Origin of the sequence: Chryseobacterium paridis (assembly GCF_016595215.1) — a bacterium.
In the GTDB taxonomy this organism is placed as follows: domain Bacteria; phylum Bacteroidota; class Bacteroidia; order Flavobacteriales; family Weeksellaceae; genus Chryseobacterium; species Chryseobacterium paridis.
Genome location: NZ_JAENHK010000010.1, coordinates 1,602,898 through 1,628,454, shown reverse-complemented (window position 1 = coordinate 1,628,454; position 25,557 = coordinate 1,602,898). Strand labels below are relative to the sequence as shown.

General features: G+C 33.9%; 24 protein-coding genes. 14 read left to right on the top strand and 10 right to left on the bottom strand.

Features of this window, described 5'->3' with window-relative positions:
• Window positions 1-141: 141 nt before the first annotated feature.
• Together mdlD and JHL15_RS16805 are read right to left on the bottom strand one after the other, a co-directional pair.
• Window positions 142-1,461 carry an NAD(P)-dependent benzaldehyde dehydrogenase MdlD gene (mdlD, locus tag JHL15_RS16810; protein WP_200247624.1) on the bottom strand — a complete coding sequence of 440 codons (1,320 nt, stop codon included), beginning with the start codon at window positions 1,459-1,461 and terminating at the stop codon, window positions 142-144.
• A gap of 100 nt (window positions 1,462-1,561) precedes the next feature.
• The gene (locus JHL15_RS16805; protein WP_200247622.1) at window positions 1,562-1,996 is read right to left on the bottom strand and encodes an organic hydroperoxide resistance protein; all 435 of its coding nucleotides are present in this window, start codon (window positions 1,994-1,996) and stop codon (window positions 1,562-1,564) included.
• Window positions 1,997-2,205: 209 nt separating this feature from the next.
• Here JHL15_RS16805 and JHL15_RS16800 point away from each other — a divergent pair, with 209 nt between their 5' ends.
• The 6 genes from JHL15_RS16800 (at window position 2,206) to JHL15_RS16775 (ending at window position 9,910) form a co-directional block, all read left to right on the top strand.
• The gene (locus JHL15_RS16800) at window positions 2,206-3,324 is read left to right on the top strand and encodes a DNA polymerase III subunit (protein WP_200247620.1); all 1,119 of its coding nucleotides are present in this window, start codon (window positions 2,206-2,208) and stop codon (window positions 3,322-3,324) included.
• Window positions 3,325-3,527: 203 nt separating this feature from the next.
• On the top strand, window positions 3,528-4,745 hold the full coding sequence (locus JHL15_RS16795) for a tail fiber domain-containing protein (protein ID WP_200247618.1): 1,218 nt from the start codon (window positions 3,528-3,530) through the stop codon (window positions 4,743-4,745).
• Between the two features lie 350 nt (window positions 4,746-5,095).
• Window positions 5,096-5,722, top strand: coding sequence for a TetR/AcrR family transcriptional regulator (locus tag JHL15_RS16790; RefSeq protein ID WP_200247616.1), 627 nt, complete (start codon window positions 5,096-5,098; stop codon window positions 5,720-5,722).
• Entirely contained in the window at window positions 5,706-7,028 is a 1,323-nt protein-coding gene (locus JHL15_RS16785) for a TolC family protein (RefSeq protein ID WP_200247614.1), read from the top strand. Before JHL15_RS16790 ends, JHL15_RS16785 begins: the two co-directional genes overlap by 17 nt.
• A 15-nt stretch (window positions 7,029-7,043) precedes the next feature.
• Window positions 7,044-8,156 carry an HlyD family secretion protein gene (locus JHL15_RS16780; protein ID WP_200247612.1) on the top strand — a complete coding sequence of 371 codons (1,113 nt, stop codon included), beginning with the start codon at window positions 7,044-7,046 and terminating at the stop codon, window positions 8,154-8,156.
• Window positions 8,157-8,332: 176 nt separating this feature from the next.
• Entirely contained in the window at window positions 8,333-9,910 is a 1,578-nt protein-coding gene (locus JHL15_RS16775; protein ID WP_200247610.1) for a DHA2 family efflux MFS transporter permease subunit, read from the top strand.
• A 48-nt stretch (window positions 9,911-9,958) separates the two neighbouring features.
• Here the strand turns inward: JHL15_RS16775 and JHL15_RS16770 are convergent, their stop codons facing one another.
• Genes JHL15_RS16770 through JHL15_RS16760 form a run of 3 tightly spaced genes read right to left on the bottom strand, consistent with a single transcriptional unit; the run spans window position 9,959 to window position 12,359 of the window.
• Entirely contained in the window at window positions 9,959-10,969 is a 1,011-nt protein-coding gene (locus tag JHL15_RS16770; RefSeq protein WP_200247608.1) for a TQO small subunit DoxD, read from the bottom strand.
• A 55-nt stretch (window positions 10,970-11,024) separates the two neighbouring features.
• Window positions 11,025-11,384 carry a hypothetical protein gene (locus JHL15_RS16765; protein WP_200247606.1) on the bottom strand — a complete coding sequence of 120 codons (360 nt, stop codon included), beginning with the start codon at window positions 11,382-11,384 and terminating at the stop codon, window positions 11,025-11,027.
• A 60-nt stretch (window positions 11,385-11,444) separates the two neighbouring features.
• On the bottom strand, window positions 11,445-12,359 hold the full coding sequence (locus tag JHL15_RS16760; protein WP_200247604.1) for an alpha/beta hydrolase: 915 nt from the start codon (window positions 12,357-12,359) through the stop codon (window positions 11,445-11,447).
• A 206-nt stretch (window positions 12,360-12,565) separates the two neighbouring features.
• On the opposite strand from JHL15_RS16760, the gene JHL15_RS16755 reads away from it, so the two are divergent.
• The 4 genes from JHL15_RS16755 (at window position 12,566) to JHL15_RS16740 (ending at window position 15,475) form a co-directional block, all read left to right on the top strand.
• Window positions 12,566-13,381 carry an SDR family oxidoreductase gene (locus JHL15_RS16755; RefSeq protein WP_200247602.1) on the top strand — a complete coding sequence of 272 codons (816 nt, stop codon included), beginning with the start codon at window positions 12,566-12,568 and terminating at the stop codon, window positions 13,379-13,381.
• 307 nt (window positions 13,382-13,688) lie between these two features.
• Window positions 13,689-14,603 (top strand): helix-turn-helix domain-containing protein, encoded by a 915-nt coding sequence (locus tag JHL15_RS16750; protein WP_200247600.1) that lies wholly within the window; start codon window positions 13,689-13,691, stop codon window positions 14,601-14,603.
• A 3-nt stretch (window positions 14,604-14,606) separates the two neighbouring features.
• The gene (locus tag JHL15_RS16745; RefSeq protein ID WP_200247598.1) at window positions 14,607-14,924 is read left to right on the top strand and encodes a nucleoside triphosphate pyrophosphohydrolase family protein; all 318 of its coding nucleotides are present in this window, start codon (window positions 14,607-14,609) and stop codon (window positions 14,922-14,924) included.
• Window positions 14,924-15,475, top strand: coding sequence for a DNA-3-methyladenine glycosylase I (locus tag JHL15_RS16740; RefSeq protein WP_200247596.1), 552 nt, complete (start codon window positions 14,924-14,926; stop codon window positions 15,473-15,475). Before JHL15_RS16745 ends, JHL15_RS16740 begins: the two co-directional genes overlap by 1 nt.
• Before the next feature lie 1,730 nt (window positions 15,476-17,205).
• On the opposite strand, the gene JHL15_RS16735 is transcribed toward JHL15_RS16740, so the two are convergent.
• Complete coding sequence (locus JHL15_RS16735) at window positions 17,206-17,574, bottom strand: winged helix-turn-helix transcriptional regulator (RefSeq protein WP_200247594.1); 369 nt, start codon at window positions 17,572-17,574, stop codon at window positions 17,206-17,208.
• Window positions 17,575-17,666: 92 nt separating this feature from the next.
• Here JHL15_RS16735 and JHL15_RS16730 point away from each other — a divergent pair, with 92 nt between their 5' ends.
• Together JHL15_RS16730 and JHL15_RS16725 are read left to right on the top strand one after the other, a co-directional pair.
• Window positions 17,667-18,197 (top strand): NAD(P)H-dependent oxidoreductase, encoded by a 531-nt coding sequence (locus tag JHL15_RS16730; protein ID WP_200247592.1) that lies wholly within the window; start codon window positions 17,667-17,669, stop codon window positions 18,195-18,197.
• 78 nt (window positions 18,198-18,275) lie between these two features.
• On the top strand, window positions 18,276-18,806 hold the full coding sequence (locus JHL15_RS16725; RefSeq protein WP_200247591.1) for an NAD(P)H-dependent oxidoreductase: 531 nt from the start codon (window positions 18,276-18,278) through the stop codon (window positions 18,804-18,806).
• 141 nt (window positions 18,807-18,947) lie between these two features.
• Here the strand turns inward: JHL15_RS16725 and JHL15_RS16720 are convergent, their stop codons facing one another.
• Both JHL15_RS16720 and JHL15_RS16715 read right to left on the bottom strand, forming a co-directional pair.
• On the bottom strand, window positions 18,948-20,534 hold the full coding sequence (locus JHL15_RS16720) for a patatin-like phospholipase family protein (RefSeq protein WP_200247589.1): 1,587 nt from the start codon (window positions 20,532-20,534) through the stop codon (window positions 18,948-18,950).
• Window positions 20,535-20,750: 216 nt separating this feature from the next.
• Window positions 20,751-21,650 carry a magnesium transporter CorA family protein gene (locus tag JHL15_RS16715; protein ID WP_200247587.1) on the bottom strand — a complete coding sequence of 300 codons (900 nt, stop codon included), beginning with the start codon at window positions 21,648-21,650 and terminating at the stop codon, window positions 20,751-20,753.
• Between the two features lie 72 nt (window positions 21,651-21,722).
• On the opposite strand from JHL15_RS16715, the gene JHL15_RS16710 reads away from it, so the two are divergent.
• On the top strand, window positions 21,723-22,745 hold the full coding sequence (locus JHL15_RS16710; protein WP_200247585.1) for a 3-oxoacyl-ACP synthase III family protein: 1,023 nt from the start codon (window positions 21,723-21,725) through the stop codon (window positions 22,743-22,745).
• 65 nt (window positions 22,746-22,810) lie between these two features.
• Here the strand turns inward: JHL15_RS16710 and JHL15_RS16705 are convergent, their stop codons facing one another.
• Both JHL15_RS16705 and JHL15_RS16700 read right to left on the bottom strand, forming a co-directional pair.
• Window positions 22,811-23,971 (bottom strand): thioredoxin family protein, encoded by a 1,161-nt coding sequence (locus JHL15_RS16705; RefSeq protein ID WP_200247583.1) that lies wholly within the window; start codon window positions 23,969-23,971, stop codon window positions 22,811-22,813.
• Window positions 23,972-24,171: 200 nt separating this feature from the next.
• A complete protein-coding gene (locus JHL15_RS16700) occupies window positions 24,172-24,369 on the bottom strand; it encodes a hypothetical protein (RefSeq protein ID WP_200247581.1) in 198 nt (65 codons plus the stop codon).
• A 152-nt stretch (window positions 24,370-24,521) separates the two neighbouring features.
• On the opposite strand from JHL15_RS16700, the gene JHL15_RS16695 reads away from it, so the two are divergent.
• Window positions 24,522-25,334 (top strand): helix-turn-helix domain-containing protein, encoded by an 813-nt coding sequence (locus tag JHL15_RS16695; RefSeq protein ID WP_200247579.1) that lies wholly within the window; start codon window positions 24,522-24,524, stop codon window positions 25,332-25,334.
• Window positions 25,335-25,557: the final 223 nt, after the last annotated feature.

The window sequence follows — 25,557 nt, the reverse complement described above, 5'->3', positions numbered from 1 at the left end:
TCACGGTCATAGTTGTTTAAGACAATTATTATTCATTTATGTGGGATGATTTTCCCTCAATTTAGTATTAATAATAAAAAATTCAAGACTGCTTTGAATATTCAAAGCAGTCTTGAATTTTTATAAAGTAAGGATGAAATTTTATTTTACCTGTAAAACGGATCTTGTATGGCTGAATGCTTCAAAACTAAATTTTCCATGGTATTTTCCCATTCCGGAAGTTCCAACTCCTCCAAAAGGTAAGAAATGTGAACCTACATGGATAATAGCACTGTTAATTTCAGCGTCACCACTCGTCGTACGATTGAGAACATCATTTGCAAATTCCTGACTTTCAGAAAAAACATATAAAGCCAGGGGCTTCGGACGGTTATTAATCTCTTCTAATGCAACATTAATATCTGTATAAGTCATAATAGGTAATATAGGCCCAAAAATTTCCTGCTGCATTACCTGATCTTCCCAGGTTATATTATCCATTAAAGTGGCTTCAAAGTGTCGGGTCTCAAGATTATATCGACCACCATAAATTACTTTTTCATGGGCAGCTTCAAGATAACCTGCAAGATGCTTGATTTGATTTGGGCTCACAATCTTTCCGATTTTTCCCAGAGATCCATCAGGATATGTACTTTTTAAATAAGCAATAAACTTACTTACAAAAGCATCTTTTATAGATTCATGAATATATATATAATCCGGAGCTACACAAGTTTGACCACAGTTGATCCATTTCCCATAAGAAATTCTTGCCACTGCTTTATCCAGATCAGCATCCTGATGGACAATTGTTGGTGATTTACCCCCTAGTTCAAGAGTTAGCGGAATCAATTGTTCTGCAGCAGCTTTCATTACAATTTTACCTACATTAGGACTTCCTGTAAAGAATATATAATCAAAAGGAAGGCTTAATAACAAAGTATTTTCTTCAATAGCACCTTGGAAAACCTTTACATAAGCTTCATCAAAAGATTTCTCTATGATTTCCTCAATTACTTTTGCAACATGGGGTGTATTTTCAGAAGGTTTGATGATTGCTGTGTTTCCTGCAATCAATGCACCGATCAAAGGGCTAAACGTGAGTTGAACAGGATAGTTGAATGGACCAATGATATAATTAACACCATAGGGTTCATGCATTATTTTGCTTACAATGTCCGCTCCTGATGGATGCGGTTTGGATTCTACAAAAGTAGGTTTTGCCCATTCATCAATATTTTCCAGGAGATAATCGAGTTCACTGGATACAATTTGAATTTCTACATATTCTGCTTCCTTTCTGCTTTTCCCTAAATCAATATCCAGGGCTTCACATAAAGCATCTGTATGGGACAAAAACACATCTCGAAACTTAGTTAATTGTGCTTTTCTGAATTCAATATTTTTAGTTTGATTGGTTTTGAAAAATGCTTTTTGTTTTTCAAAAACCGTCTTGATTTTTTGTTCTAATTCTGGTGTCATTTTCTTTCGTGTTAATATTATTAAGTCTTTGTGTAATCTTTACTGAAAGTTTGATCTAAATTATTGATTTTTAATTGATATTTAGATGTTTGTTTCTGTATTAATTATGTGACTCATTATTACTTACACTTAAATTGACTTCAATGTTCCCTCTGGTTGCATTAGAATAAGGACAAACCTGATGTGCTTTTTCCACTAAAGAATGTGCTTCTTCAAGAGAAACTTCAGGAACATTAGCATGTAAATCTACTGCCAAGCCAAAGCCACCATTTTCCAATTGACCAAGACTAACTTTTGCAGTCACTGTTGTTTCCCCGGTCTTTATTTTACTTTGTTTGATAACCAAATTTAATGCGCTGTCAAAGCAAGCAGAATATCCTGCAGCAAATAACATCTCTGGATTTGCATAATCTTCATTTGCTCCACCAAGGCCCTTTGGCATTCTTACTTCAAGGTCTAACACTCCGTTTTCACTTTTTACATGTCCATTTCTTCCTCCTTTTGCCGTGGCGCTAGTACTGTATAATAGTTTCATAACATTAAAATTTATTTGTTTAATTATAGAGCAAATGTATTGTTAAAAATTAAATTGTATACAACTTAAATAAAGAATTATATAAAATAAATTATTGATACAGACTATAATCACTACTCATACCTCTATAAGTCCTGTTTTGAAATTATTTTTAGCAATAGAGTGTATTAAATTTCTTGGAATCAAAAGAAGATTTTTATCTTTGAGGCATGAATTGGGAGAACATTGCCGGACAAGAAAATCTGAAAAAACTTCTTAAAGACAGCATCACGGAAAACAGAGTGAGCCATGCCCAGCTTTTCATTGGAAAAGAAGGATATGGAACATTTCCTCTAACCCTGGCTTATGCTAAAGAAATACTACAAAAAGAAAATGAACATGCTGCTTCAAAAGTGGAGCACCTCAATCATTTAGATCTTCATCTTAGCTTTCCGGTATATACAGACAATAAGAACTCCTTAAGCAAAAATAAGTTTGATGATTTCAGAGAAATGATTCTGACTTCTCCATATTCCAGCTATGATGACTGGACTGCTTTTCTGGATTCAGAAAATAAACAGCTTTTTATTTCAGCCGATGAAGTAGATGATCAAAATCAAAAGTTTTCTCTTAAGAGCTTTGAAGGAGGAACTAAAATTTTAATTGTTTGGAGAGCTGATAAAATGAATGTTGCTGCCTCCAATAAATTTCTGAAATTTCTGGAAGAACCACCTGCTAAAACAGTTATTCTCCTCACGGCAGAAAACTCCAACGATATTTTACCTACTATACTTTCCAGAACACAGATTGTAGATGTTCCAAGGCTTAATGATCAGGACATTGAGAATTATTTGAAAAATAATTTTTCTGTTTCAGAAGAACAATCCAGGGAAATAGTTCACGAGGCTCAGGGAAATCTTAATGATGCGTTGAAGCTTTTGAATTCGGGAAATAAAAATGAAGAATTTGAAAAACTTTTTATTCAATGGGTGAGGGATGCTTTTCAGGTAAAAAAGAAACCGGAATATCTAAAAAATATAATTCTCTGGGCCAGAGAAATTGCAGGTTGGAATAGAGAGAAACAGAAGAACTTTTTAAACTATTGTTCTGAAATATTCAGATTGGCTTTGTTACAGAATTATCAGTCCGAAAATCTGGTTTACAAAAAGATTAATGCCAATGGATTTAATTGGGCCGGTTTTTCCAAATTTATTAGTGGAGCGAATATTGAAAGTATTTTAGAAGAGATCAGTACTGCAGACTTACATTTAACAAGAAACGGAAATCCTAAGATTATCTGGACCGATCTTGGAATTAAATTGTCAAGATATATCCATAAGACATCGTAGATAAAATTATTAAATAATCACATAAAAAGTTCGGTAAAATGCCGGACTTTTTTAATCTAGAAATAAATCTGAACACTTATTTTTAAAGTAAATACACTTACTAAAAATACAGCAACACTTGTTTATTCTGAAGAAAATGAAGGCCTTATTTCATAGTATATTTATTGACAAAGAAAAAAAATTCAATCAATAAAATTAATATTATGAAAAAAATTACAACTTCTTTATGTTTACTTCTTTTAGGGGTAACCCTATCTGTTTCTGCACAAACTAATGTTTGGACCGGTACAACTACACCTACCACAACCAGCGGAAATGTAGGTATTGCTGTTGCCACGCCTGCTGCACGGTTAGACATAAGTTCAAACAATACGATCTCTGCATTGAAGATCAACCATGGATATAGAATATTAAATGGATCTAATGTTCCTAATATTATAGAAGTATACAATCAGGCAAGCAATCTGATCGGATCGGTGCCCACACTAATTAACTGGTTAAGCTACGGTGGAGTTTTTGGACTGGTGTCTTTATCTAATACGGCAAATGAAAGCCGGATGATGTACAATGATAATCTTGGAAATGTAAGATCTTCAGGAATTGCAATGTATTCCAGCCCTAGCTTTGGAAATGGGACTATAATTAATTCTATAAGAGGAATAGCTTATTTAAATTTTTTAAACGGTGGTAATGGCTCTCCAACAGGAGGGGTTACGCTTTTAGGAAATGGGAATAATGAACTTTATGTGGATGGACGTTTTCAGGCAGCTCTTGAAGTGAGGGCTCAGTCTTTTATCAGTACTTCAGACAGAAGGCTAAAGGATAATATTAAACCTTTGAAAGAAACCTCGGGTAATCTATTCAACCTAAATACCTATTCTTATACTTTTAAACCCAAGAAAGATAGCGAGACAAAGGCAGATTCTAAATTACATTTTGGTCTTATTGCACAAGAAGTAGAAAAAGAGTTTCCAAATCTGGTGAGTGTAGATGAAAAAGGAAATTATGCACTTAATTATATTGAAATAATTCCATTATTGCTCAATGAGCTAAAAGAGCAGAAGAATGAAATCAAAGACCTGAAATCTAAAATGGATGCAATGGAAGCAAAGATCAGTGCGATTACCGGTGGTAAAAATGTTTCTTCTGAGATGTCAGCTACAGCAACATCTTATATTCTGGAACAGAATGTTCCCAATCCATTTAATCAGGAAGCTGTAATCAGGTTTAATGTAAATGATAATAATGCTGCTATTGGAGTGTATGATCTGAGTGGAAGACAAATGCAGTTAATTCCTGTAAAAAAAGGAGAAAAACAAATTAGTATATCTGCACGAACACTATCACCTGGTACTTATATTTATAATCTTGTTACAAATGGTAAAATAATAGATTCTAAAAAGATGATCGTGACGAATTAACAGTATTAAACAAATACCATTTATCATAACAACTTCGAGCATAGCTCGAAGTTTTCTTTTTATAGAACTCTATAGAATATTTTTAGTTACTTATTCTTTCATATAGAAATTCTTCAACTGTTTAGCAGTGTAATTTTCGTAATTTTTACTTTAAAAAATTAAATGTTATAAATGTATCATGGTTTAAATGTAAACTATTTCGTAATATTTTGTAATTTTATTTAACTAAAATGTATTAATTTTCAGTAAGTTATATTTAAGGGAAATTAAAAATATATTAAATAATCAATCAATCGTTTGATTTGTATTGAAACTTGTGTAAATTTGCAGCCTGAAAAATTAACAGTGACATGATTTCAAAAGAAGAAAATATATTATTTGCTGCTGAAAAGCTTTTTGCAGAAAAGGGTTTTGATGGAACTTCGACAAGAGAAATTTCTAAGGCAGCGAATGTAAATATTTCTATGATTTCCTACTATTTCGGTTCAAAAGAGAAATTGTATGAGAAATTGGTAGAATACAGAATGAATGAAGGACAGTTTTTTTCTAAAGATATTCTTGAAAGAACAGATATCAATGAATGGGAGAAAATTGAAAAAATAGTAGACGAATTTTCAGCGAAGGTAAAAAATAATAAATGTTTTTATAGAATTATGCAACGGGAGCAGCTTCATGCTGAGAATCCCCAGATTGTAGAATTCTTAAAGCAAACAAAAATGGGCTTTCTTTCTATGTATTCACAGATATTGAAAAGCGGGTTAGAAAAAGGTGTTTTCACTAAGAACCCTCTTATTTATTTATTACATACAACAGTAAGCGGGACCCTGTTTTATGCATCTAATGCTAAAGAAATGTATAAAGAATTCCTGAACGATACCGATGATGAGGATACTTTTGATGAGAAATATTACACAGAACTTAATAAACATATAAAATATTTACTAAAAGACCTTTTGGGTTATGAAGAAAATAAATAATTCAATTATTGCTCTTTCTCTATTTGTAGGAATTGCAAACACAAATGCTCAGGAGAAAAAACAACTCAGCCTTGACGAAGCTGTTCAGTTGGGAATCCAAAACAGCAAGAATCTTAAGATCGATGCCGCCAAAATTGAAGAGGCAACAGCAGATCTTTTGGAAGCAAAGAATAAACAACTTCCTGATTTTAAACTTTCAGGACAGTACATGCGTTTAACGAATGCAAAAGTAGATGTAAAGTTTTTAAATGAATCAGGATCTGGAGGAGGTGGATCTATGGCATCACCAAAATCTGTATTTCTGGGTCAGGCAAACCTTTCAATGCCAATATATGCTGGTGGAAGGATCAGATATGGAATTGAATCTGCAAAATATCTTGTGGAAGCATCAAAACTAAGTACTGAAAATGATAAGATTGCCATTGCTTATAATGTTGCACAAGCGTATAACAACCTTTTCAAAGCAAACCAATCCATCAAGGTTTTAGAAGAAAACCTTACTGCTTCTGAAAAAAGAGATGAAACGTTTCTTAAATTGGAAAACAATGGGGTGATCGCAAGAAATGACCGTTTAAAAGCAAACCTTCAGACTTCAGATATAGAACTGCAATTATTGGATGCGAAGAATAATTATAATATTGCGAACATCAATATGGATTTATTGTTAGGTCTTCCGGAAACAACAGCGATAGAGGTAGATCCTAATTATATTGATGAAATTCAGGATGCTAAACCAGTAGATTATTATATGAATGAAGCTCAGCAAAATCGTAAAGACTTGCAGGCTTTAAGTCAACAAAGAAGAGCCGCCCAATTAGGAACTAAAGCAGCAAAAGCTGAGTATTATCCTACAGTTGCTTTAACAGGAGGGTATATTGCCGTTGATGCACCAAAATTTTTAACCGTATATAATGCTGTAAATGTTGGATTGGGAATTCAGTATAACCTGGCCAACCTTTGGAAACAAAATTCATCTTTGAGACAGTCTCAGGCGAGAGAAAAGCAATTGGAAGCTAGTAATGAGTTACTAAATGACAATATTAAACTTGACGTCAACAGAGAGTTTCAAAACACGAACTATTCTAAGCAAAGAATTGCCGTTTTTGAAAAGTCTGCAATTCAGGCAAATGAAAACTATAGAATTACAAAAAACAAGTTTGATAATGGTTTAGCGACAATGACAGAACTTTTAGATGCAGATGCAGCACAGATTTCTGCGAATGTCGGAGTGATCAATGCTAAAGCAGATGCAGCATTAGCTTACAGAAAATTATTACAAACTACAGGAACTTTAACAATTAAATAAAAGAATAATACCACAATGGAAAATAATAAAACAGAACAAATAGAGAACATAGAACCAAAAAAGAAAAAAAGTTTAGTTTTTCCTATCATTTTAGCCGTAGTATTGATCGGTGGTGGAATTTACGGATATAGAACATATTCTTACGGACAGGTTCACGAAGAAACAGATGATGCACAAATTGCATCTAACCTTAGCCCGGTTATCTCTAAAGTTTCAGGATATGTAACCCAGGTAAAAGTAAAAGATAACCAGCTGGTAAAAAAAGGTGATACCTTGGTTATTTTAGATAACAGAGATCAGAAAATGGCTTTGGAGCAAGCACAAGCTGCTTTATCTACAGCAAAAAGTAATATTACCACTGCACAGGCATCTACTACAGCTTCTTCTAAAAATATCGGAAGTTCAGAGGCAGCAGTAGCTACGGCTAATGCTCAGATAGAAGCAGCAAAAGTAAATGTTTGGAAAACAGGTCAGGATTTAAAAAGATATAGCGTTCTTGTAAAAGACCATTCAATCACTGAACAACAATACGAACAAGCGTTGGCGGCAAAACAATCTGCTGACAGACAATTACAGGTATTGGTAGACCAAAGAAATCAGATTGCTAAGCAAACTGGTATCGCTTCTTCTCAGACTGAAGCTACTTCTCAACAAATAGGTGTTGCTAATTCTGTTGCTAAACAAAGAGAAGTGGATGTTGAAAATGCGAAATTAAATCTTTCATATACCGTAATCACAGCTTCTGAGGATGGATTTGTTGGAAAAGTTCCTATTCAGGTTGGACAATATTTACAAGCAGGAGCTCAGTTATTCAGCTTAGTGAAAAATGATCAAAAGTGGGTGGTAGCTAACTTTAAAGAAACTCAGGTTGATAAAATGGTAGAGGGACAAAAAGTGAAAATTGAGATTGATGCTTTCCCTGACCAGGATTTTGAAGGCGTAGTGAGCTCTTTCTCTCCTGCAACTGGTGCTACATTCTCTATCCTGCCTCCAGATAATGCAAGTGGTAACTTCGTAAAAGTGGTACAAAGACTTCCTGTGAAAATTGATTTTGTAAAACTGGATCCGAATATTGCTAAAAAGCTGAGAACAGGAATGAATGTGAAAGCAGAAGTTTCATTAAAATAAAAATATGTAAAATGTATTTATGTATAATGTATTCATGATTTAGATTATGGCCAAAGCCATTGATTAACTGACTTTGTATTGATAATAAATCTCAAAATCTTTTAATCTTTAAATTTTTTAAATCTTTAAATCAATCATTTTACGTAAATACAATTGTACATCACACAAAATTAACTATGCAAGATTCATTAGTAGAATATGGAGCACGGAGAGTAATCATTACGATTACAGCTATTCTTTGTGCTCTGCTTGAAATTGTGGATTCCACGATTGTGAACGTTGCCTTGAACGAAATGAAAGGTAACCTGGGATCTACACTTTCTGAAGTGGGTTGGGTAATTACCGCCTATGCGATAGGTAACGTAATTATCGTTCCGATGACGAGCTGGCTTTCGCAACAGTTCGGGCGTAGAAATTATTTTGCAGCCTCTATTATTATATTTACCATATTTTCATTTTTATGCGGGAATGCTACCAACATCTGGGAACTGGTATTTTTCAGATTATGCCAGGGTATCGGTGGAGGAGCATTATTGGTAACCTCGCAGACGATCATCACGGAATCATATCCGGTTGAAAAAAGAAGTATGGCTCAGGCAATTTATGGGTTGGGAGTAATTATTGGTCCGACTTTAGGTCCGCCACTTGGAGGATATATCGTTGATAACTTTAGCTGGCCGTATATTTTCTATATCAATATTCCAATTGGTATTGCAGCTACATTGATGACATTACAATTCGTAAAAAGTCCGAAATATGCTGAAAAAAGGAAAGTCTCCGATGTCGACTGGCTGGGAATTGCTTTATTAGCAGTTACTGTAGGATCATTGCAGTTTATTCTGGAAAGGGGACATGAAGAAGATTGGTTTGCCAGTGGAATGATTGTAGCCTTTACGGTATCTGCAATATTAGGATTTATACTCTTTCTCTGGAGGGAGCTTACCTTTAAATATCCCATTGTGGAACTGCGGGTTTTAAAGAACAGTAATTTAAGAATCGGAACCGCTATGTCCTTTGTATTAGGATTTGGTTTATATGGTTCCACCTTTATTGTTCCATTATATACACAGAGTATTTTAGGATGGACGGCTTTACAGTCTGGAGCTTTAATGATTCCGGCTGCATTAACGACAGCCTTTATGATGCCTATTATCGGTAGATTACTTTCAAAAGGAGCTAAGCAACAGATTCTTGTTTCTTTGGGATTGTTTATTTTCTTTGTGTACAGTTTCTGGGGATATAAGATCCTTACACCAGATACCAGTAAAGAAGCATTTTTCTGGATGTTGATTGTGAGAGGGGCCGGATTAGGACTCTTATTTATACCAATTACATCCTTATCCCTAAGTACATTGAAAGGTCAGGAAATTGGTCAGGGAGCTGCGTTTACAGGGATGATGAGACAATTAGGCGGATCTTTTGGGATCGCTGCGATTACTACATTCATCGCTAATGCCAGCCAGAAATACAGGGTCAATCTTATTACCCATCTCGATGGTAACAGTTTTGAGGTACAGCAGAGATTAGCTGCCCTGAAAGCAAGTTTTATATCTAAAGGAATGACTCCTGATAATGCACTAAACGCAGCCTACAAAATGCTGGATCTCTCAGTAACCAAGCAGGCAACTGTATTATCTTATATGGATGTTTTCCTTTATTTAGGAGTAGCTTTCTTAATTTGTATACCATTTATCTTATTCGTCAAAGAACGGAAAAGTAAAGAAAAAATAGATTTGAGTGAAGCCATGCACTAAATTTTAAAAAAAACCTCCGAAAATTTTCGGAGGTTTTTTTATATAATTCTACAGTTTTGAAATCCATTCAATTCCACTGATATCGATCAGTTTTATACTATGGATTTTATCCCTTTGATTAATGATGTCCTTAATGTCTAGGTGCAAGTCTGCCTTAGCTCCTAAAGGAATGATCAGGCTGTGTTTTCCTGGTTTTACTTTAGCAACATAATGATTTTTGATATTTTCTGATGTCAATTTCGATAGTTCATTTTGATCAAATACTTTTAATACATCTCCATTTTGATCCATGATATGAATTCCAATCAGAAATGAACCATATACATCAGCACCCTCGGTTCTGTACACTTCAAAATTAATATGAGAACCGGTGAGGGAAAGATTAGAAATTTCAATCTTTGGCTTGACTGATTTATTATGTAAAGTTCCCCAGACCCCTCCATGGAAATATTGATTGGTGAATAAAGTAAGTCCAAAAATAAATATGGAGATCACCAATACTAAAGGTTGGGGATTTTGGATAGGCAAGGTACCTGAACCCAGCCATCGAAACCATTTTTTATATGTAAAACTCAATTTCTTTTTCATAAAATAATGATCCAGAGAATAAGCATCACTACCCGTAAGAAACAACGTAAATCCACCCGCAATTCCTAAAACACCGATTTGCCACTCATCAAGACAGGTGGTACCCAGCCAACCTGAGCCTAATAGAATTCCAAGAGCTAATCCAAAAATTCCAATACTCATTAGTCTTGTGAATAGTCCCAGGATAATAAATAACCCGACAATAGCTTCAATGACTGTGAAGGTGATCATAGAAGTATGCAAAGTGTCAGGATGAGTAACCAGATATTCTATAATAGGTTTGATTCCAAGTGCATTGGGAAGGAAGTGATTGAATTTTTCTCCGATATAGCCAGCTTCATCGAGGATAAATTTATTTTCAAGGACAAGGCGACGCCAAAAAGCTGAGAAATAGGTCCAGCCGATAACCATCCGGAGAGATAATGTATATAAACCAGCTCTATCAGTAGGCTGATTGATTATGTTTTTCATTTGAATGTTATTTTATTTAAATAATTGAATACCAATAATGATTGCAGAATCTGGATTAGATCATGCTTAGTTTCAATTGCTTAAATAAAATATATTTTGGAGGGCTATTTCCGGAAGTTGTTTTGGAATAGCTGTTAAAAAGTAAAGTATTCTTTTTAGGAAAAAGTGGAACAGAGTTCATTTGGATAGAAAGATCATCTCCTGATTTGGAGAATTCTTTTGATACTATAATTCTCCTGGATGAGTTTTCTGTTGAACTTTCACAGCTGAAAGTCTGTCCGGATGTAATTTTAACTTTATTTAAAGTACTGATGTATTGAATATCAAAAATACCAAGCAAATCTCTCTTTACAGAACATGGAGATAAAGAAAATACCAATATCAGCATTGTGATAATTGTTTTGGAAATTTTCATATGTATTCTTTGATTGGGCATCCTTTACAAAACTAGGCTTTTTATCCTTTAATGAAGAATTTAATGCAGATGTTGAACCATAAATTTGAGAAATTCATCCTGCTGATCAACGAATAAGTAGTGTGAACAATTATTCACAAGCGTAAAGTTTTCTTTTCCTGTGATCTTTATCAGATCATTGATTTGTTTGTCTGAGAATATTTTATCATCTTTTCCATAAATGGCAAACACAGGGACACCTTTCTTTTTTATGCGCTCTAAAATACTTTTATTATCAAGATTATTTTGAGATTCGTTTTTATAGAATTTTAAGGGAGAAGCAGGATTTCTATAATTGGTTTTAAAGAAGATGCTGGCATTATACTCGTTTCGTAATTGTTGGCTCTTTGGAGTTGGATCGGGCATTGTGAAAAAATTCATATCACCGGCTATATCATAACAGCTTTTTCTATACTCTGCCGAGTTTTTAGCTAAATTTTCAATATCCGAAATCTGCTTTAGCTTTGTCGGATCATCTTTGAATTTCTCCTTTGCTGAACTTAGAATATGATCATACGTTTCCTGTTGCGAAAACAAGGCACCCGCAAGTGTTAAAGAACTGACTTTTTGAGAATACTGATCAGTAAACAAAGTCGCGATAATTCCCCCGAAGCTATGTCCCAGTATATTGGCTTTTTTGAGATTATACGTTTTATAAATTTGCAACAGATCCTCAAAACTTTCCTTAAAAGTCATTGTTGCCTGATTATCTTTTGATCGTCCTTCACCACGTCTGTCATATACAATTACATAAAATCCTTTATTAGCTAATGCCTCAGCAGTCGTAGATTCAAATAATGTAGCATTTCCACTTGGTCCGCCATGAATAAAAATAACGGGTGGATTGTCTTTATTTCCGTAATCTTTAGAATAAATTGTTTGTGCTTTTATAGCGCTGAAGAATATGGTAAAAAAAAGTAAGAAAATTGATTTCATGATGATATTTTGGTTTATAACAAAATTATAAGCGGTTTCTAAATATAAGACAATGAAGTAAAAAGATATATTACAAATTTGAGTAATAATTTTTTGGAAAACTATTTTATTTTCTTCATTTCGTCAAAATAGCTACAAGGATACTCAATATGGCTACTTTTGGTTTTCGATTTCTGAAGACCTTTGCGGTATAAATAATTAATACAATGCAAAAGACAATTTTTATCACTGGAGCATCATCAGGATTAGGAAAAGCTACCGCAAAGTTATTTCAAAATCATGGGTGGAATGTAATTGCTACCATGAGAAATCCTGAAAATGAAACAGAACTTACAAGGTTAGAAAATGTATCTGTTATTAAACTGGATGTTACGAATAAAGAAGAGCTTGAAGAAACGATTACACAAATTCTTACAGAAACCGAAATACATGTTGTAGTTAATAATGCAGGTTATGGTTTGGTCGGTCCGTTGGAAGCTTTTACTGATGAGCAAATTAAAAAACAGATTGAAACCAATCTGATGGGAGTGATTCGTATTACAAAAACGTTTACACCTTATTTCAGGGAAAGGAAAGAAGGGGTTTTGATCAATATTACCTCGAGCTTTGGATTGATAGGCTTTCCGACATGTTCCATATATAGTGCTACAAAGTTTGCTGTAGATGGTTTTTCAGAGAGCATGGGTTATGAATTGGCTCAGTTTGGAGTTCATGTAAAAGTAGTTGCTCCTGGAGGAATACAGACTGATTTTGCAGGAAGATCACTGGACGGAGCTCAACATAAAGCTTATCAACAGCTTACTGAAAAGGTACAGGAAGGCTACAGTCCTGAACAGATGGCTAATTACTCAAAATCTGAAGATATTGCCCATGTTATTTATGAAGCCGCAACAGATGGTAAAGACCAGTTGCGATATGTTGCAGGAAAAGACGCCATAGCACTTTACAATGAACGAAATACGATTGGAGTGGAAAACCACGTTCAGAAAATAAAATCGGCTTTTATAAAAATGGAAAATTGAAAGTGGAAAGTTGAAAATGATGGGGGTATTTTGGGATTTTGATTTGTTTCGAGGTTTGAGATACGGGGTACGGGTTTCGAGATACGGGGTACGGGTTTCGAGGTGCGGGATTCGGGTTTTGAGATTTGAGTTTCTGGTATCTGTTTAAAGTTTATAATTTCTAACTTTGTTTTGTAAGAAAAAAAATTTCAGACCATTTTCAAATATTCCCAACCATTAGCCATCAACTTTCAACTTTCCACTTTCCACTAATTAAAAAAGATCCTACTGACTAACAGTTGTCACAAACCAACCATATCTTTGTATTATGAAAACCAATCACTCACCCGTTCATTTCCGTACTTTATCAGCTTTACGTGAAGCGATGGGATTGTCAGCACCATCACATCCTCTGATCACTATTGTTGATTATAAAGAAGTCAATTTCGATCCGAAAACTTTTGAACATGGAACGAAATCAGATTTTTATAAGATATCTTTTAAAACGAAATTTAATGGTAAAATTCGGTATGGACAGGGATATTATGATTTTGAAGAAGGGGGGATGTCCTTTGTAGCACCTGGTCAGGTTCTTATATTTGAGCAGGAAGATAGAGCTTATGAAGGGATGTCTTTGCACATTCATCCGGACTTTATAAGACCATATCCTTTATTAAAGAAAATTAAAAACTATGGATTCTTTTCATATGCCGCTTCAGAAGCATTGTATCTTTCAGAGAAAGAGAAGAAAACGATCCAGGATATTTTTGAAAATATTCAGAGTGAACTGAATGAAAGGATTGATCATTTCAGCCAGGATGTTATTATTTCTCAAATAGAATTGTTACTCACTTACAGCAATCGTTTTTATAATCGTCAGTTTATTACCAGGAAAGCGGTAAACAATGATTTTATAACGAAGATGGAAGATTTCTTAGAAGATTTTTTTGACAAAGAAAGAGGAATTAAAGGCTTGCCAACAGTAGAGTATATTGCGTCCCAATTAAATCTGACTCCGAGGTATCTGAGCGACATGCTTAGACATCATACCGGGCAGAATGCACAACAGCATATTCATGAAAAACTCATTGAAAAAGCTAAAGAATATTTATCGGAAGCTCATCTGTCAGTTTCTGAAACGGCTTACCAGTTGGGTTTTGAGCATCCACAGTCATTCTGTAAATTATTTAAAAATAAAACCACACAGACACCTAACCAGTACAAACAATCCTTTAAAAATTAAATAATGGATCAGAATAATTTTGATACAATCATACAACGTTCTTTAGATATCAGAGAAAAATATCATCAATTGGAAAAGCAGAATAACGGCAGCGAATGGACGTTGGAACAAGACGCATTAGGCTATCTTAGTGATGCTGGACTTATCGGAAGAGATATTATGTCCCATGAAAAAACCTGGCTGAAAAAAGATTCAGCAGCAGAATTGGAGCATAAATTAGGAGAAAATATCTGGTGGTTGATTGTTTTAGCAGATCGCACAGGTATTGACATTAAAAATGCTTTAGAGAAATTTTTAACCAAAACAGAAAATCTATTGTAATGAGTTATTGTTCGGCCATAGAAAGAATGCAACCCGAAAGCAGAAAAGCGCTTCACCAAAATTATCACGATTATCATTACGGATTTCCTATTCATGATGACAATGAGTTATTCGGACGTTTGGTGATGGAAATCAATCAGGCAGGATTAAGCTGGGAAACCATTCTGAAAAAAGAAGAAAGTTTTAGAAATGCTTATGATAATTTTAATGTTCAAAAAGTAGCAGGTTATACGGAAGAGGATCGCGAGAGGCTATTGAGTGATCCTGGAATTATCAGAAATAGATTAAAGGTCAATGCAGCTATTGAAAATGCTAAAACGATTATTGAAATACAGAAAGAGTTTGGATCTTTTGAAAAGTGGTTGGAGCATCACCATCCTAAAACATTACAGGAATGGATGAAACTATTTAAAAAGACCTTCAAATTCACAGGTGGTGAGATTGTGAATGAATTTCTGATGAGTATTGGTTATCTGAAAGGAGCTCATGGAGAAAGCTGTTCTGTATATGCAACGATCTTAGAACAAAAACCAATGTGGCAAAAAGAATAAAAACAGACAATTATTACCTTCCCATCAGTTCGAATGTTTTTCGTAATAGATGATGTAATCCAGCGAACGTAGTTCAGAAGAAAAATGTATCGACAACTTTTTGATAATAAAAACCATAAAAGTCACAAAAGTTTTCAAACACTTTAGCTAGTTAAGTTTGATGTATGCTGCATAATGAAGAACACGTAAGTCTCTGAAAAATCTTTGATTTTTTCTATTTATTGAACTTTATAAGCGAACTGTTCTTTGCTATCTATTACAAAATGTAACATTGGAACGCAAAACAATCTTCTTAATCAAATCAATTATACATAATCCTCTGTGCAAATCAGTGTAATCTGTGGGAAAAACCACAAACCGAAGGTTTGATGTAGTCAAAAGTCACAAAAGTTTTCAAACACTTTAGCTAGTTAAGTTTGATGTATGCTGCATAATGAAGAACACATAAGTCTCTGAAAAATCTTTGATTTTTTCTATGAATCTAGCTTAATAAGCGAAGCCATCTTTGCTATCTTAAAGTAAACCATATGATGATGTAATCTTTGCGTTAAAAAAGAAATTATAGTTATTAGTTTAACAGTGTATCAATGTAATAGTGTAACAATTGACTGTATTGAGATCTGCGTAATCTGTACGATCAGCGAGAAGCAAACTATTCATAAACCTCTGTGTAAATTTAAGTAATCTGTGAGAAAAACCACAAACCGAAGGTTCGACGTAGTCAAAAGCCACAAAAGTTTTCAAACACTTTAGCTAGTTAAGTTTGATGTATGCTGCATAATGAAGAACACGTAAGTCTCTGAAAAATCTTTGATTTTTTCTATGAATCTAGCTTAATAAGCGAAGCTATCTTTGCTATCTTAAAATAAACCATATGATGATGTAATCTTTGCGTTAAAAAAGAAATTATAGTTATTAGTTTAACAGTGTATCAATGTAATAGTGTAACAATTGACTGTATTGAAATCTGCGTAATCTGCACAATCAGCGAGAAGCAAACTATTCATAAACCTCTGTGTAAATCTGAGTAATCTGTGGGAAAAACTAAAAACCGAAGGTTCGACGTAGTCAAAAGTCACAAATGTTTTCAAACACTTTAGCTAGTTAAGTTTGATGTATGCTGCATAATGAAGAACACATAAGTCTCTGAAAAATCTTTGATTTTTTCTATGAATCTAGCTTAATAAGCGAAGCCATCTTTGCTATCTTAAAGTAAACCATATGATGATGTAATCTTTGCGTTAAAAAAGAAATTATAGTTATTAGTTTAACAGTGTATCAATGTAATAGTGTAACAATTGACTGTATTGAGATCTGCGTAATCTGCACAATCAGCGAGAACCAAAATATTCATAAACCTCTGTGTAAATCTAAGTAATCTGTGGGAAAAGATTCAATCACAAACCGAAGGTTCGACCTAGTCAAAAGTCACAAAAGTTTTAGAAACTTTAGCTAATTTAGCTTAATGTATGCTGTTTAATAAGAGCACATAAGTTTCTGAAAAATCTTTGATTTTTTCTACTCATTCAGCTTTATCAGCGAAGCTCTTCTTTGCTATCTTTATGTAAACGCTATCAATATTAATCTTTGCGTTGAAAAGATTGCTTCATCACTTCGCTCTTCGCAATGACAAGGTCTGCTCAATTTGAGGGAACTAAAATACATCCAAGCATCTTCGTAAATCTGAGTTATCTGCGGTTAAAAATTAGCTGCAGAAGTGAGATGTCATCCTAATCTCCGGTACCCACAATCTCCTTATGCTCCTTTCCCCATTGTTCAAGCTCAGTAATAATGGGTTTCAATTTATAGCCAATTTCCGTAAGCTCATATTCTACACGAGGCGGAACTTCAGCAAAAACGGTTCGGGTAATTATTTTACTTTCCTCCAGTCTTCTAAGCTGTAAAGTAAGCATACGTTCCGTAATGTTGGGAAGAAGTTTTCTTAATTCTCCAAATCTCAATTTTCCATTGATCAGCCAGCTGCATATCGCCAACGACCACTGCCCGCCGATGATATTAGAAGCGTAAACTTCAGAACATTCATCGGATAATATCTTTTTATTCTCAAAATTTGTTGAAGATTCCTTTATTTTACTCATTACTTACATTTTTTATAGTACCATACAATTGGTTGCTAATGTACGAAATGTAAGATACATCTATTATTTTTGTACTCACAAATTTAGATGAAATGAAAACATTAGTAATTGTAACACACCCAACAATGAAAGATTCTTTAGTTAATAAAAGATGGGTGGAGGAATTGGCAAAGTATCCGGAAAAATATACTATTCATGAATTACATAAAGTGTATTCGGATGAAAAAATTGATGTTGCCAAGGAGCAGAAATTAGTAGAGTCGTATGATAAAATTATTTTTCAATTTCCCTTTTATTGGTATAGTAGTCCGCCTCTTTTGAAAAAATGGATTGATGAAGTGTTTCTTCATGGTTGGGCATACGGCAGTAAAAGTGGACACAAAGTGGCTGGAAAGAAAATTGGTTTGGCAATTACGGCAGGAGGAGATGAGGAAGGGTATTCAGAATCAGGAAGTGAACAACATACCATGACAGAATATACAAGACCTTTCAAACGTACTTTTGATTTTATAAAGGCAGATTATAAAGGATTATTTGTACAATATGGAATTGAATACAATACTTCTGAAGAATTTATTGAAGAAGGTGTTCCTAAGTACTTGGAATTTATTGATAATATATAATAATAAATACAGGTTAAAAGCTATTAGAAATTTGATAGATGTAACCTGTACTTTACAACATATGAAAAGCAAAAAAAAATGAAAACATTGGTTATTGTTGCTCATCCTACAATGGAAGAGTCTGTGATTAATAAAAGATGGATTGAAGAATTAAATCAATATCCGGAAAAATATACCATTCACGAATTATACAAAATGTATCCTGATGAAAAAATTAATGTGGCTAAGGAGCAGGAACTCATTGAAAGCTATGAAAAAATTGTCTTTCAGTTCCCTTTCTACTGGTTTAGCAGTCCGCCACTTCTGAAAAAATGGTTTGATGAGGTATTGACTTATGGTTGGGCTTATGGAAGTAAAAGTGGATTTAAAGTGGGGGGAAAGAAGATTGCTTTAGCGATTACAGCAGGAATTGATAAAGAAGGTTATTCAGCATTAGGTAAATATAAATATACGATGAATGAATTGACAAAACCCTTTGAACTCACTTTCGAATACATAAAGGCAGATTATAAAGACGTATTTACCTATTATGGAATGGAAATCAATACTTCGCAAGAATGGATTGAGAAAAGTGTTCCTGAATATCTGGAGTTTATTGATAGTCTATAGACTATTTAAAATAGTAGCATCTTCGATTCTGTTCAGTAAATTTATTGTACTTCCTTAAAACAGTTAGTATTAGAAATGTCATCCTGAGCGGAGTCGAAGGATCTACTACAAAGGTATATATAGGAAATTGATATAATTCCCTCACCCCACCGTTTTCGTATCCTCCTCTTTCAATATTTTTTTCTCCTTCATCGAGATCATCATTCTTTCCTTTTTATATTTTTTCCAGTCAAATGCGTTAAGGAAATCAAGAGCGGCTAAAAAACCGGCATTGAAAAGCTGTTCTTTTTCTTCTCTTTTCATAAAGAAATTAAGCCAGCTGCTTGTTCCGCAATCTACTGTTTGTATACTGTACAATCGATAAAAAGTATGTTTGGTGAGAAATGACTTATCATTAAATCCTTTTAATGTATCTATTATATTTCCTGCATAAGAAAAGGGTGTTTTTAAAATTTGCTCACTCGTTTTTCCTTTTTCAGAATCCACTTCAGATTTACTGGTCAACTGTACCCCAAACAGAGGCATTCGTGGATAGAATACATCATTGGCATGAAAGAGATCTATTGGAAAGTTTGAAATACTTCCTCCATCTATAAAAACGCCAACAGGATAAATGTTTTCTGGCTTAGTGTTCATCCAGAATCTCCAGGCGTACTTTACAGAATCATCATCTTTATCAATTCTTTTCTGGAAAGGTTCAAAAAAGAAAGGAACAGACATGGAAGCTCGTACAAACTCTGCAGGACTGCTGTGTTTTAATTCTTCTTCTGACCAATATAAATTAGCCATTGAAGGCAATTCAACTTTTATTTTGGCGTTGATATCAGTGGCAACAACCACATATTCTGATCTTAACTGATAAAAAGGATTTTCTTTGTAATGATCATTGCTAACAGCACTATCATAGAATATTTTATACTGGGTCTGGTCAATATGTTCTTTGTTATTGTTTTTAATTTCCTCGATGCTTTTTAGTGCAATGCTGTAATATTCCTGATTATTTCCATAACGATAATTGAGGTTAAGATCTCTTTCTTTGGCTGAAAATTTTTGATTAAGTTCAGCTACTGTTTTTACCCCAAAACTATCCAGAGCATCTTTCATAGTATTCAGAAAGGTATTTCCTGGATTAAGTCCGCTGTTTTGTTTTCTGAAATCATTATAAAACTTCTTTAGGCAGAAAAATATAATAAGGAGAGGAATAATAGGAATTAGGAAAATGATTTTTGCCCGCCATACGGTTTCAGAGGAAACGGCAAATGGAGTGATAACTAATAATAGTAAAATAACAACTGCAATAATGGTATTTATTTTCAGAAAGTTTTTATTATTGAGCATTGCATGGATGGTTGTTCTCACATAAGGTTTACCATCCATAAAGTCTGCAAAATTCCAATTGAACAAAATTTCTTTGATCACCTCACTTTTTGCTTCTTCTTTTGTTTTGTATGCTGCGATCAGCATGGTATTGATGGCTCCGGCGCTCGTTCCGGCCATTTTGAGAAAACGCACCCCAAAGATTTCAAGGCCATACAGGTAACCCACCAATGCACTGCCCCAAACACCACCTCCTTCCTGTACAAATTCAACATATTGATTGCCCTCAGCATCTAGGAGATCAGAGAACTCTTTAGTCGAGATATTCTCGTGCAATGCAATAAGTTTATCCTTCGACTCTTTTGAAAGAGTGCCATCATCCAGAATTTTGTTTAGAAGGTCAGGTTTCATGGTAGTTGGGTGTTTTTAATAACTAAGTATAGTTTGTCATTGCGAACCGTAGGTGAAGCAATCTCTTAATAATATCATCAATTGATAAAAAGATTGCTTCGTCGCTTTGCTCCTCGCAATGACAGACAGCTAATATTGGTCATAGATTTACCTTATAAAAATAATGATAATTGAGATCCAAATGGGAAGTATTTTCCCCCTAATTCTTCCGTAAAACTACCATTGTTTTCTTCTTGCATAGATAAATGTTACAATAACGATCAGAGCCATTAATCCTAATGTAAAATAATATCCATGCTTATGGTGAAGTTCCGGCATATTGTCAAAGTTCATTCCGTAGACTCCGGCAATAAATGTGATCGGTAGAAAGTAGACTGAATAAATAGCCAATACCTTCATCACCTGATTGGCTTTTTGATCAGATAATGCAAGAAACATTGAAATAAGGTTGGTAATCTGGATATTCAGGTGATCAAAATCGGCAACTACATCTTTATGCTTATCTTTCAGGTCTACAAATTCGGAGTCCTGTAAGTTTAATAATTTAAATTTATCGACTGCATCTGTAGAAATAATAAGTACCCTGGAATTTAATCCTGATTTTCTTTTTAATTTATAAAGCCTGCGGATCTGTGTGGTATGATTGGTATTTTTCAGGAAGATTTCGTTTTCAATATTATCCATGGTTTCCAGCAAGCTTATGGATTCATCATCAAAACTTTTCATGATCAGCAGGGCGATCATCAATGCCACATTTTGAGGGGATATATCTGTTTTACTGGCGGAAAGCTGTTTTTTGGTTTCAGAAATACTTCTTGTTTTCATTCTGTGAACAGTAATAATGGTATTTCCCAAAAGAAAAATACCAATCTTCGTGCTGATGTCACTTATCGTATTCAGATTCTTTCTTTCCAGTTCTGTACTTTCCCGTAACAAAAAGAATTTAACGTTTCCATCCTCTTCATACTTAGGTAAGTGATTGGGATCCAATGTATCTTCCAATAGAAGATTGTTGATCTCGTATCTTTCATGAAGGAATTGTAAATCTTCAGCTGTAGGAGCTTCTACATCTACCCATTCGCAGTGGGAATTTCTGTATATCGTATCAATTGGCATAAAGTAAAAATACTAATATTTTGAAATACTATGGATTAAATAAGTTTATCTTTGCCAAAATTATAAAACTATATGATTAAAAGTACAATAAAAGGAATCGGATTTTATGTTCCGGATAATGTTGTAACCAATGATGATTTAGCTAAATTAATGACCACCAATGATGAATGGATCACAGAGAGGACCGGCATCAAAGAGAGAAGACACAGAAAAAACAGAAACGATTCGCAGGAAACAACTGCTTATTTAGCTTTTAAAGCTTCTGAAAAAGCCCTTGAAAAAGCTGGCCTAACAGCCAAGGATATCGACTATATTGTTTTTGCTACACTTTCTCCCGACTATTACTTTCCAGGGTGTGGGGTCTTGCTTCAGGATATGTTAGGATGTGATACTATTGGAGCATTGGATGTAAGGAATCAATGTTCCGGATTTGTATACGCAATGAGTGTTGCCAATGCTTTTATTAAAACAGGAGCCTATAAAAATATTTTAGTGGTAGGAGCTGAGGTTCACTCTTTTGGGTTGGATTTTTCTGATGAAGGAAGGGGAGTTTCTGTAATTTTTGGAGATGGGGCAGGAGCAGTTATTCTTTCTGCAACTGAAGATGAGAATGCTGGAGATATTTTAGCATTCAATATGCATTCTGAGGGGAAATTTGCAGATGAATTGTGTACTCAATTTCCAGGGTCTAAATATGGCTGGAGTGACAGAATGAGAAAAGAACCGGAAAATGTGACCAATAAGGAAGTATATCCGATTATGAATGGAAACTTTGTATTCAAAAATGCAGTAACAAGATTTCCTGAAACCATGTTGGAAGCTTTAGATAAAGCTGGAAAAACAATTGAAGATCTTGATATGTTTATTCCACACCAAGCGAATTTGAGAATCGCTCAGTTTGTACAACAGAAGTTTGGATTACCAGATGATAAGATTTACAACAATATCCAGAAATATGGAAATACAACGGCAGCATCCATTCCAATTGCTTTAAGTGAAGCTATTGAAGGAGGTAAGATAAAAAGAGGAGATTTGGTTCTTCTTTCCGCTTTCGGAAGTGGATTTACCTGGGGAAGTGTGCTGTTTGAATATTAATTTAATTTGTGATAAAGCATAAAAAAACCGCAGCAAAGCTGCGGTTTTTTTTTATGATCATCTGATTAAAGACTTTTTAATAATTTTTCAGTATCAGAAGCATCTTCACCTTTACTTTTCGCAAGTGCGATTGCCTTTTCAGCCCAAAGTTTCGCATTTTTCTTATCTCCAGCTTTATTATAAAGATTAGCCAGAGTATCTGTATTGGCAGAATTTTCATCTTTTTTCACTGATTCCTGAGCCCAAAGAATAGCTTTTTCAAGAGATGATTTAGTCGTTACATTCTCAAAGAAATTCCATGCAATAGCATTCAATTCTTCAGAAGATAGTGCTGCATAATCTTTGTATAGATCTAGAGTTAATTTCTCATACGTAGCAATATCTTTATTTTTCAATGCACGGTTGGCCTTAGCTCTTTTTAATATTTTTTCAGATTCTTCTTTGCTTAAGAATTTTTGAGTTTCAGCTAAGAAATAGTTGTCATCCCAGGTTTTAGTATCCGGATTATATGCTTTTTTAACAATAGTATTCATTTTGATATTCTTATCGAACATTTCGTACCTGTCAGCAGGAAGGATCTTAACAATATCAGCTTTTTTATCTTTAAATATTTTATATAAAGGACCTTCAGTACTTTGAGTTCCCTGAAGAAGCATTTGAACATCTTCTTGATCCAGATTTGGTTTTCCTTGGAAATAACGGTCTAAAACCTTACCCGCAAATTCAGCATCATTATAAATGGTAAGTCCTGCCAGATTCTTTAGGAATTCAGGGTCTTTTTCTCCATTTTCGAATTTTTGCCTCAAAGCAGTCAGTCTCTTGTTAGGATCTTCTGCATCTTTAGCAAACTGAATGAAATCCTTTTCTTCAACATAGCCTAATGTTCTGTGAACTTCTTCTCCATTTCCATTAATAAATAAATACGTTGGAAAGGCTTTTACATTATATTTTTTTGCTAAATCTATTCCTTCACCTTTTTCCATATCAATTTTAGCATTGATAAAATGAGAATTATAATAATCTCCAACATCTTTCAATGGGAAAATATTTTTTACCATCAGTTTACATGGTCCACACCAGGAAGCATAAGCGTCGATAAAGATCAGTTTGTTTTCTTTTTTCGCTTTGGCAACTACGCTAGCGAAGCTGGTGTCTTCAAATTTGATACCTTGACCAAAGGCAGCTATTCCAATAAGAATGGAAGAGAATATGGCTAACTTTTTCATAATACTTTTTTATTGATTGCAAATTTAATAATTATGTCAATGCATAAGTCGTATTACAGTGAAAATTGTTACGAAATTTTTTCTTTTGTTGAATATTTATTAATGCCTGTTATCTATAAGGTTCAAAAATTAAAATAAGAGTTATGAATTGTATTCATGAATAAAAAAATCCGTAATTACCATTACGGATTTTAGTGGTATTATTTAGCTTTTATAGTGTCTGTCTTTACTTTTACTGTATCAGCTGGTTCTGAATTTGCAACAGCGGAGTCTCCCATGCTATTTCTCATTGCATTTTTGTCATGCTCATCTTTAAACTCTTCCCGCTTTTCTTTATTTTGAGCACAGCTTCCTAAAAAAAGTAAACCAAAAATTGCTCCTATCCATAATTTTTTCATAGTAATTTATTTTATTGTTTGTAAATTCAAATATAGAGAAATATTACTATCAATAGCGTATACAGGCATTAATTGAAAAAAATAAAGTACTCTGTAATTTTTAAGCTATTTTAGAGACTCATTATATATCCAATTATTATATTGAAAAAAAAATGGAACTCCAATTAATGAAGCCAAAAAACGAAACATTGGCAAAATATATGGAAGGATATTATTTCCTCAATAAGGAACGTCGTTCTCAGGATATTGAGTACCTTACTTTTCCTAATAATTATGCCATCATATCCATATCACAAAATGTAGAATTTGGATTTAATGGAAGCCAGATAAAAGCAATTGAAAGTACCAACGGAAAATTTTCGTCAAATCTGATTTGCCATTACAAAAAACCTATAAAAGTTTCCATACAGGGTCAGCTCAATGAAATTACCTTTTATTTTAAACCTTTAGGATTGAATGCCTTTCTTGTAAGACCTCTGAAGGAGTACATTATGAATTCTTCCTCTGATTTTTTGCCGTATGAGAATTATGAAACATCCATGATCTCTATATTACAGGAAAAGGATCCGGAAAAGAGGATAGAAATGATTGAAGAATTCTGGATGTCAAAATATGTGGGATTTAATCATTCTTATCTGGCAGATTTATTAAGTGATGTAATGATGGATCTTGATGTATTGCTGGAGCATCATGCAGCTAAATATAAGACCAGCAGGCAAACCATCAACAAACTTTTCGATCTTCATTTATGTAAGAGTCCGTCCGATTTTCGAAAAATTCAACGCTTTAGGGAGACATTGATCCAGAGTGTTGACAAAAAAACGCTTACCGAATTGAGTTATGATCACTTATTTTATGATCAGTCCCATCTTATAAAAGACTTCAAATCATTAACAGGTTTTACTCCTAAAAAATTTTTTGAAAAAGTATATAGCGAAGGTAAAGTGAAGTGGCTGTTTTTATAATTCACTTTACGATTTTACAATTTTTTGAATTTTCTGATCAGTATTTTTGATAAATAAAAACACTACTGATCCTGAAAACTCAAATGAATATTATCTGTTTTATCGTGGTTGACTTATGGTATTTGAAGTAAGTTAAAAAACTAAAAAGGATCGAATATGGCAAAAGATCCGGTTCCATGAAGTCATAAAAAATCCGCAGCGTTTCAACTGCGGATTTACCATA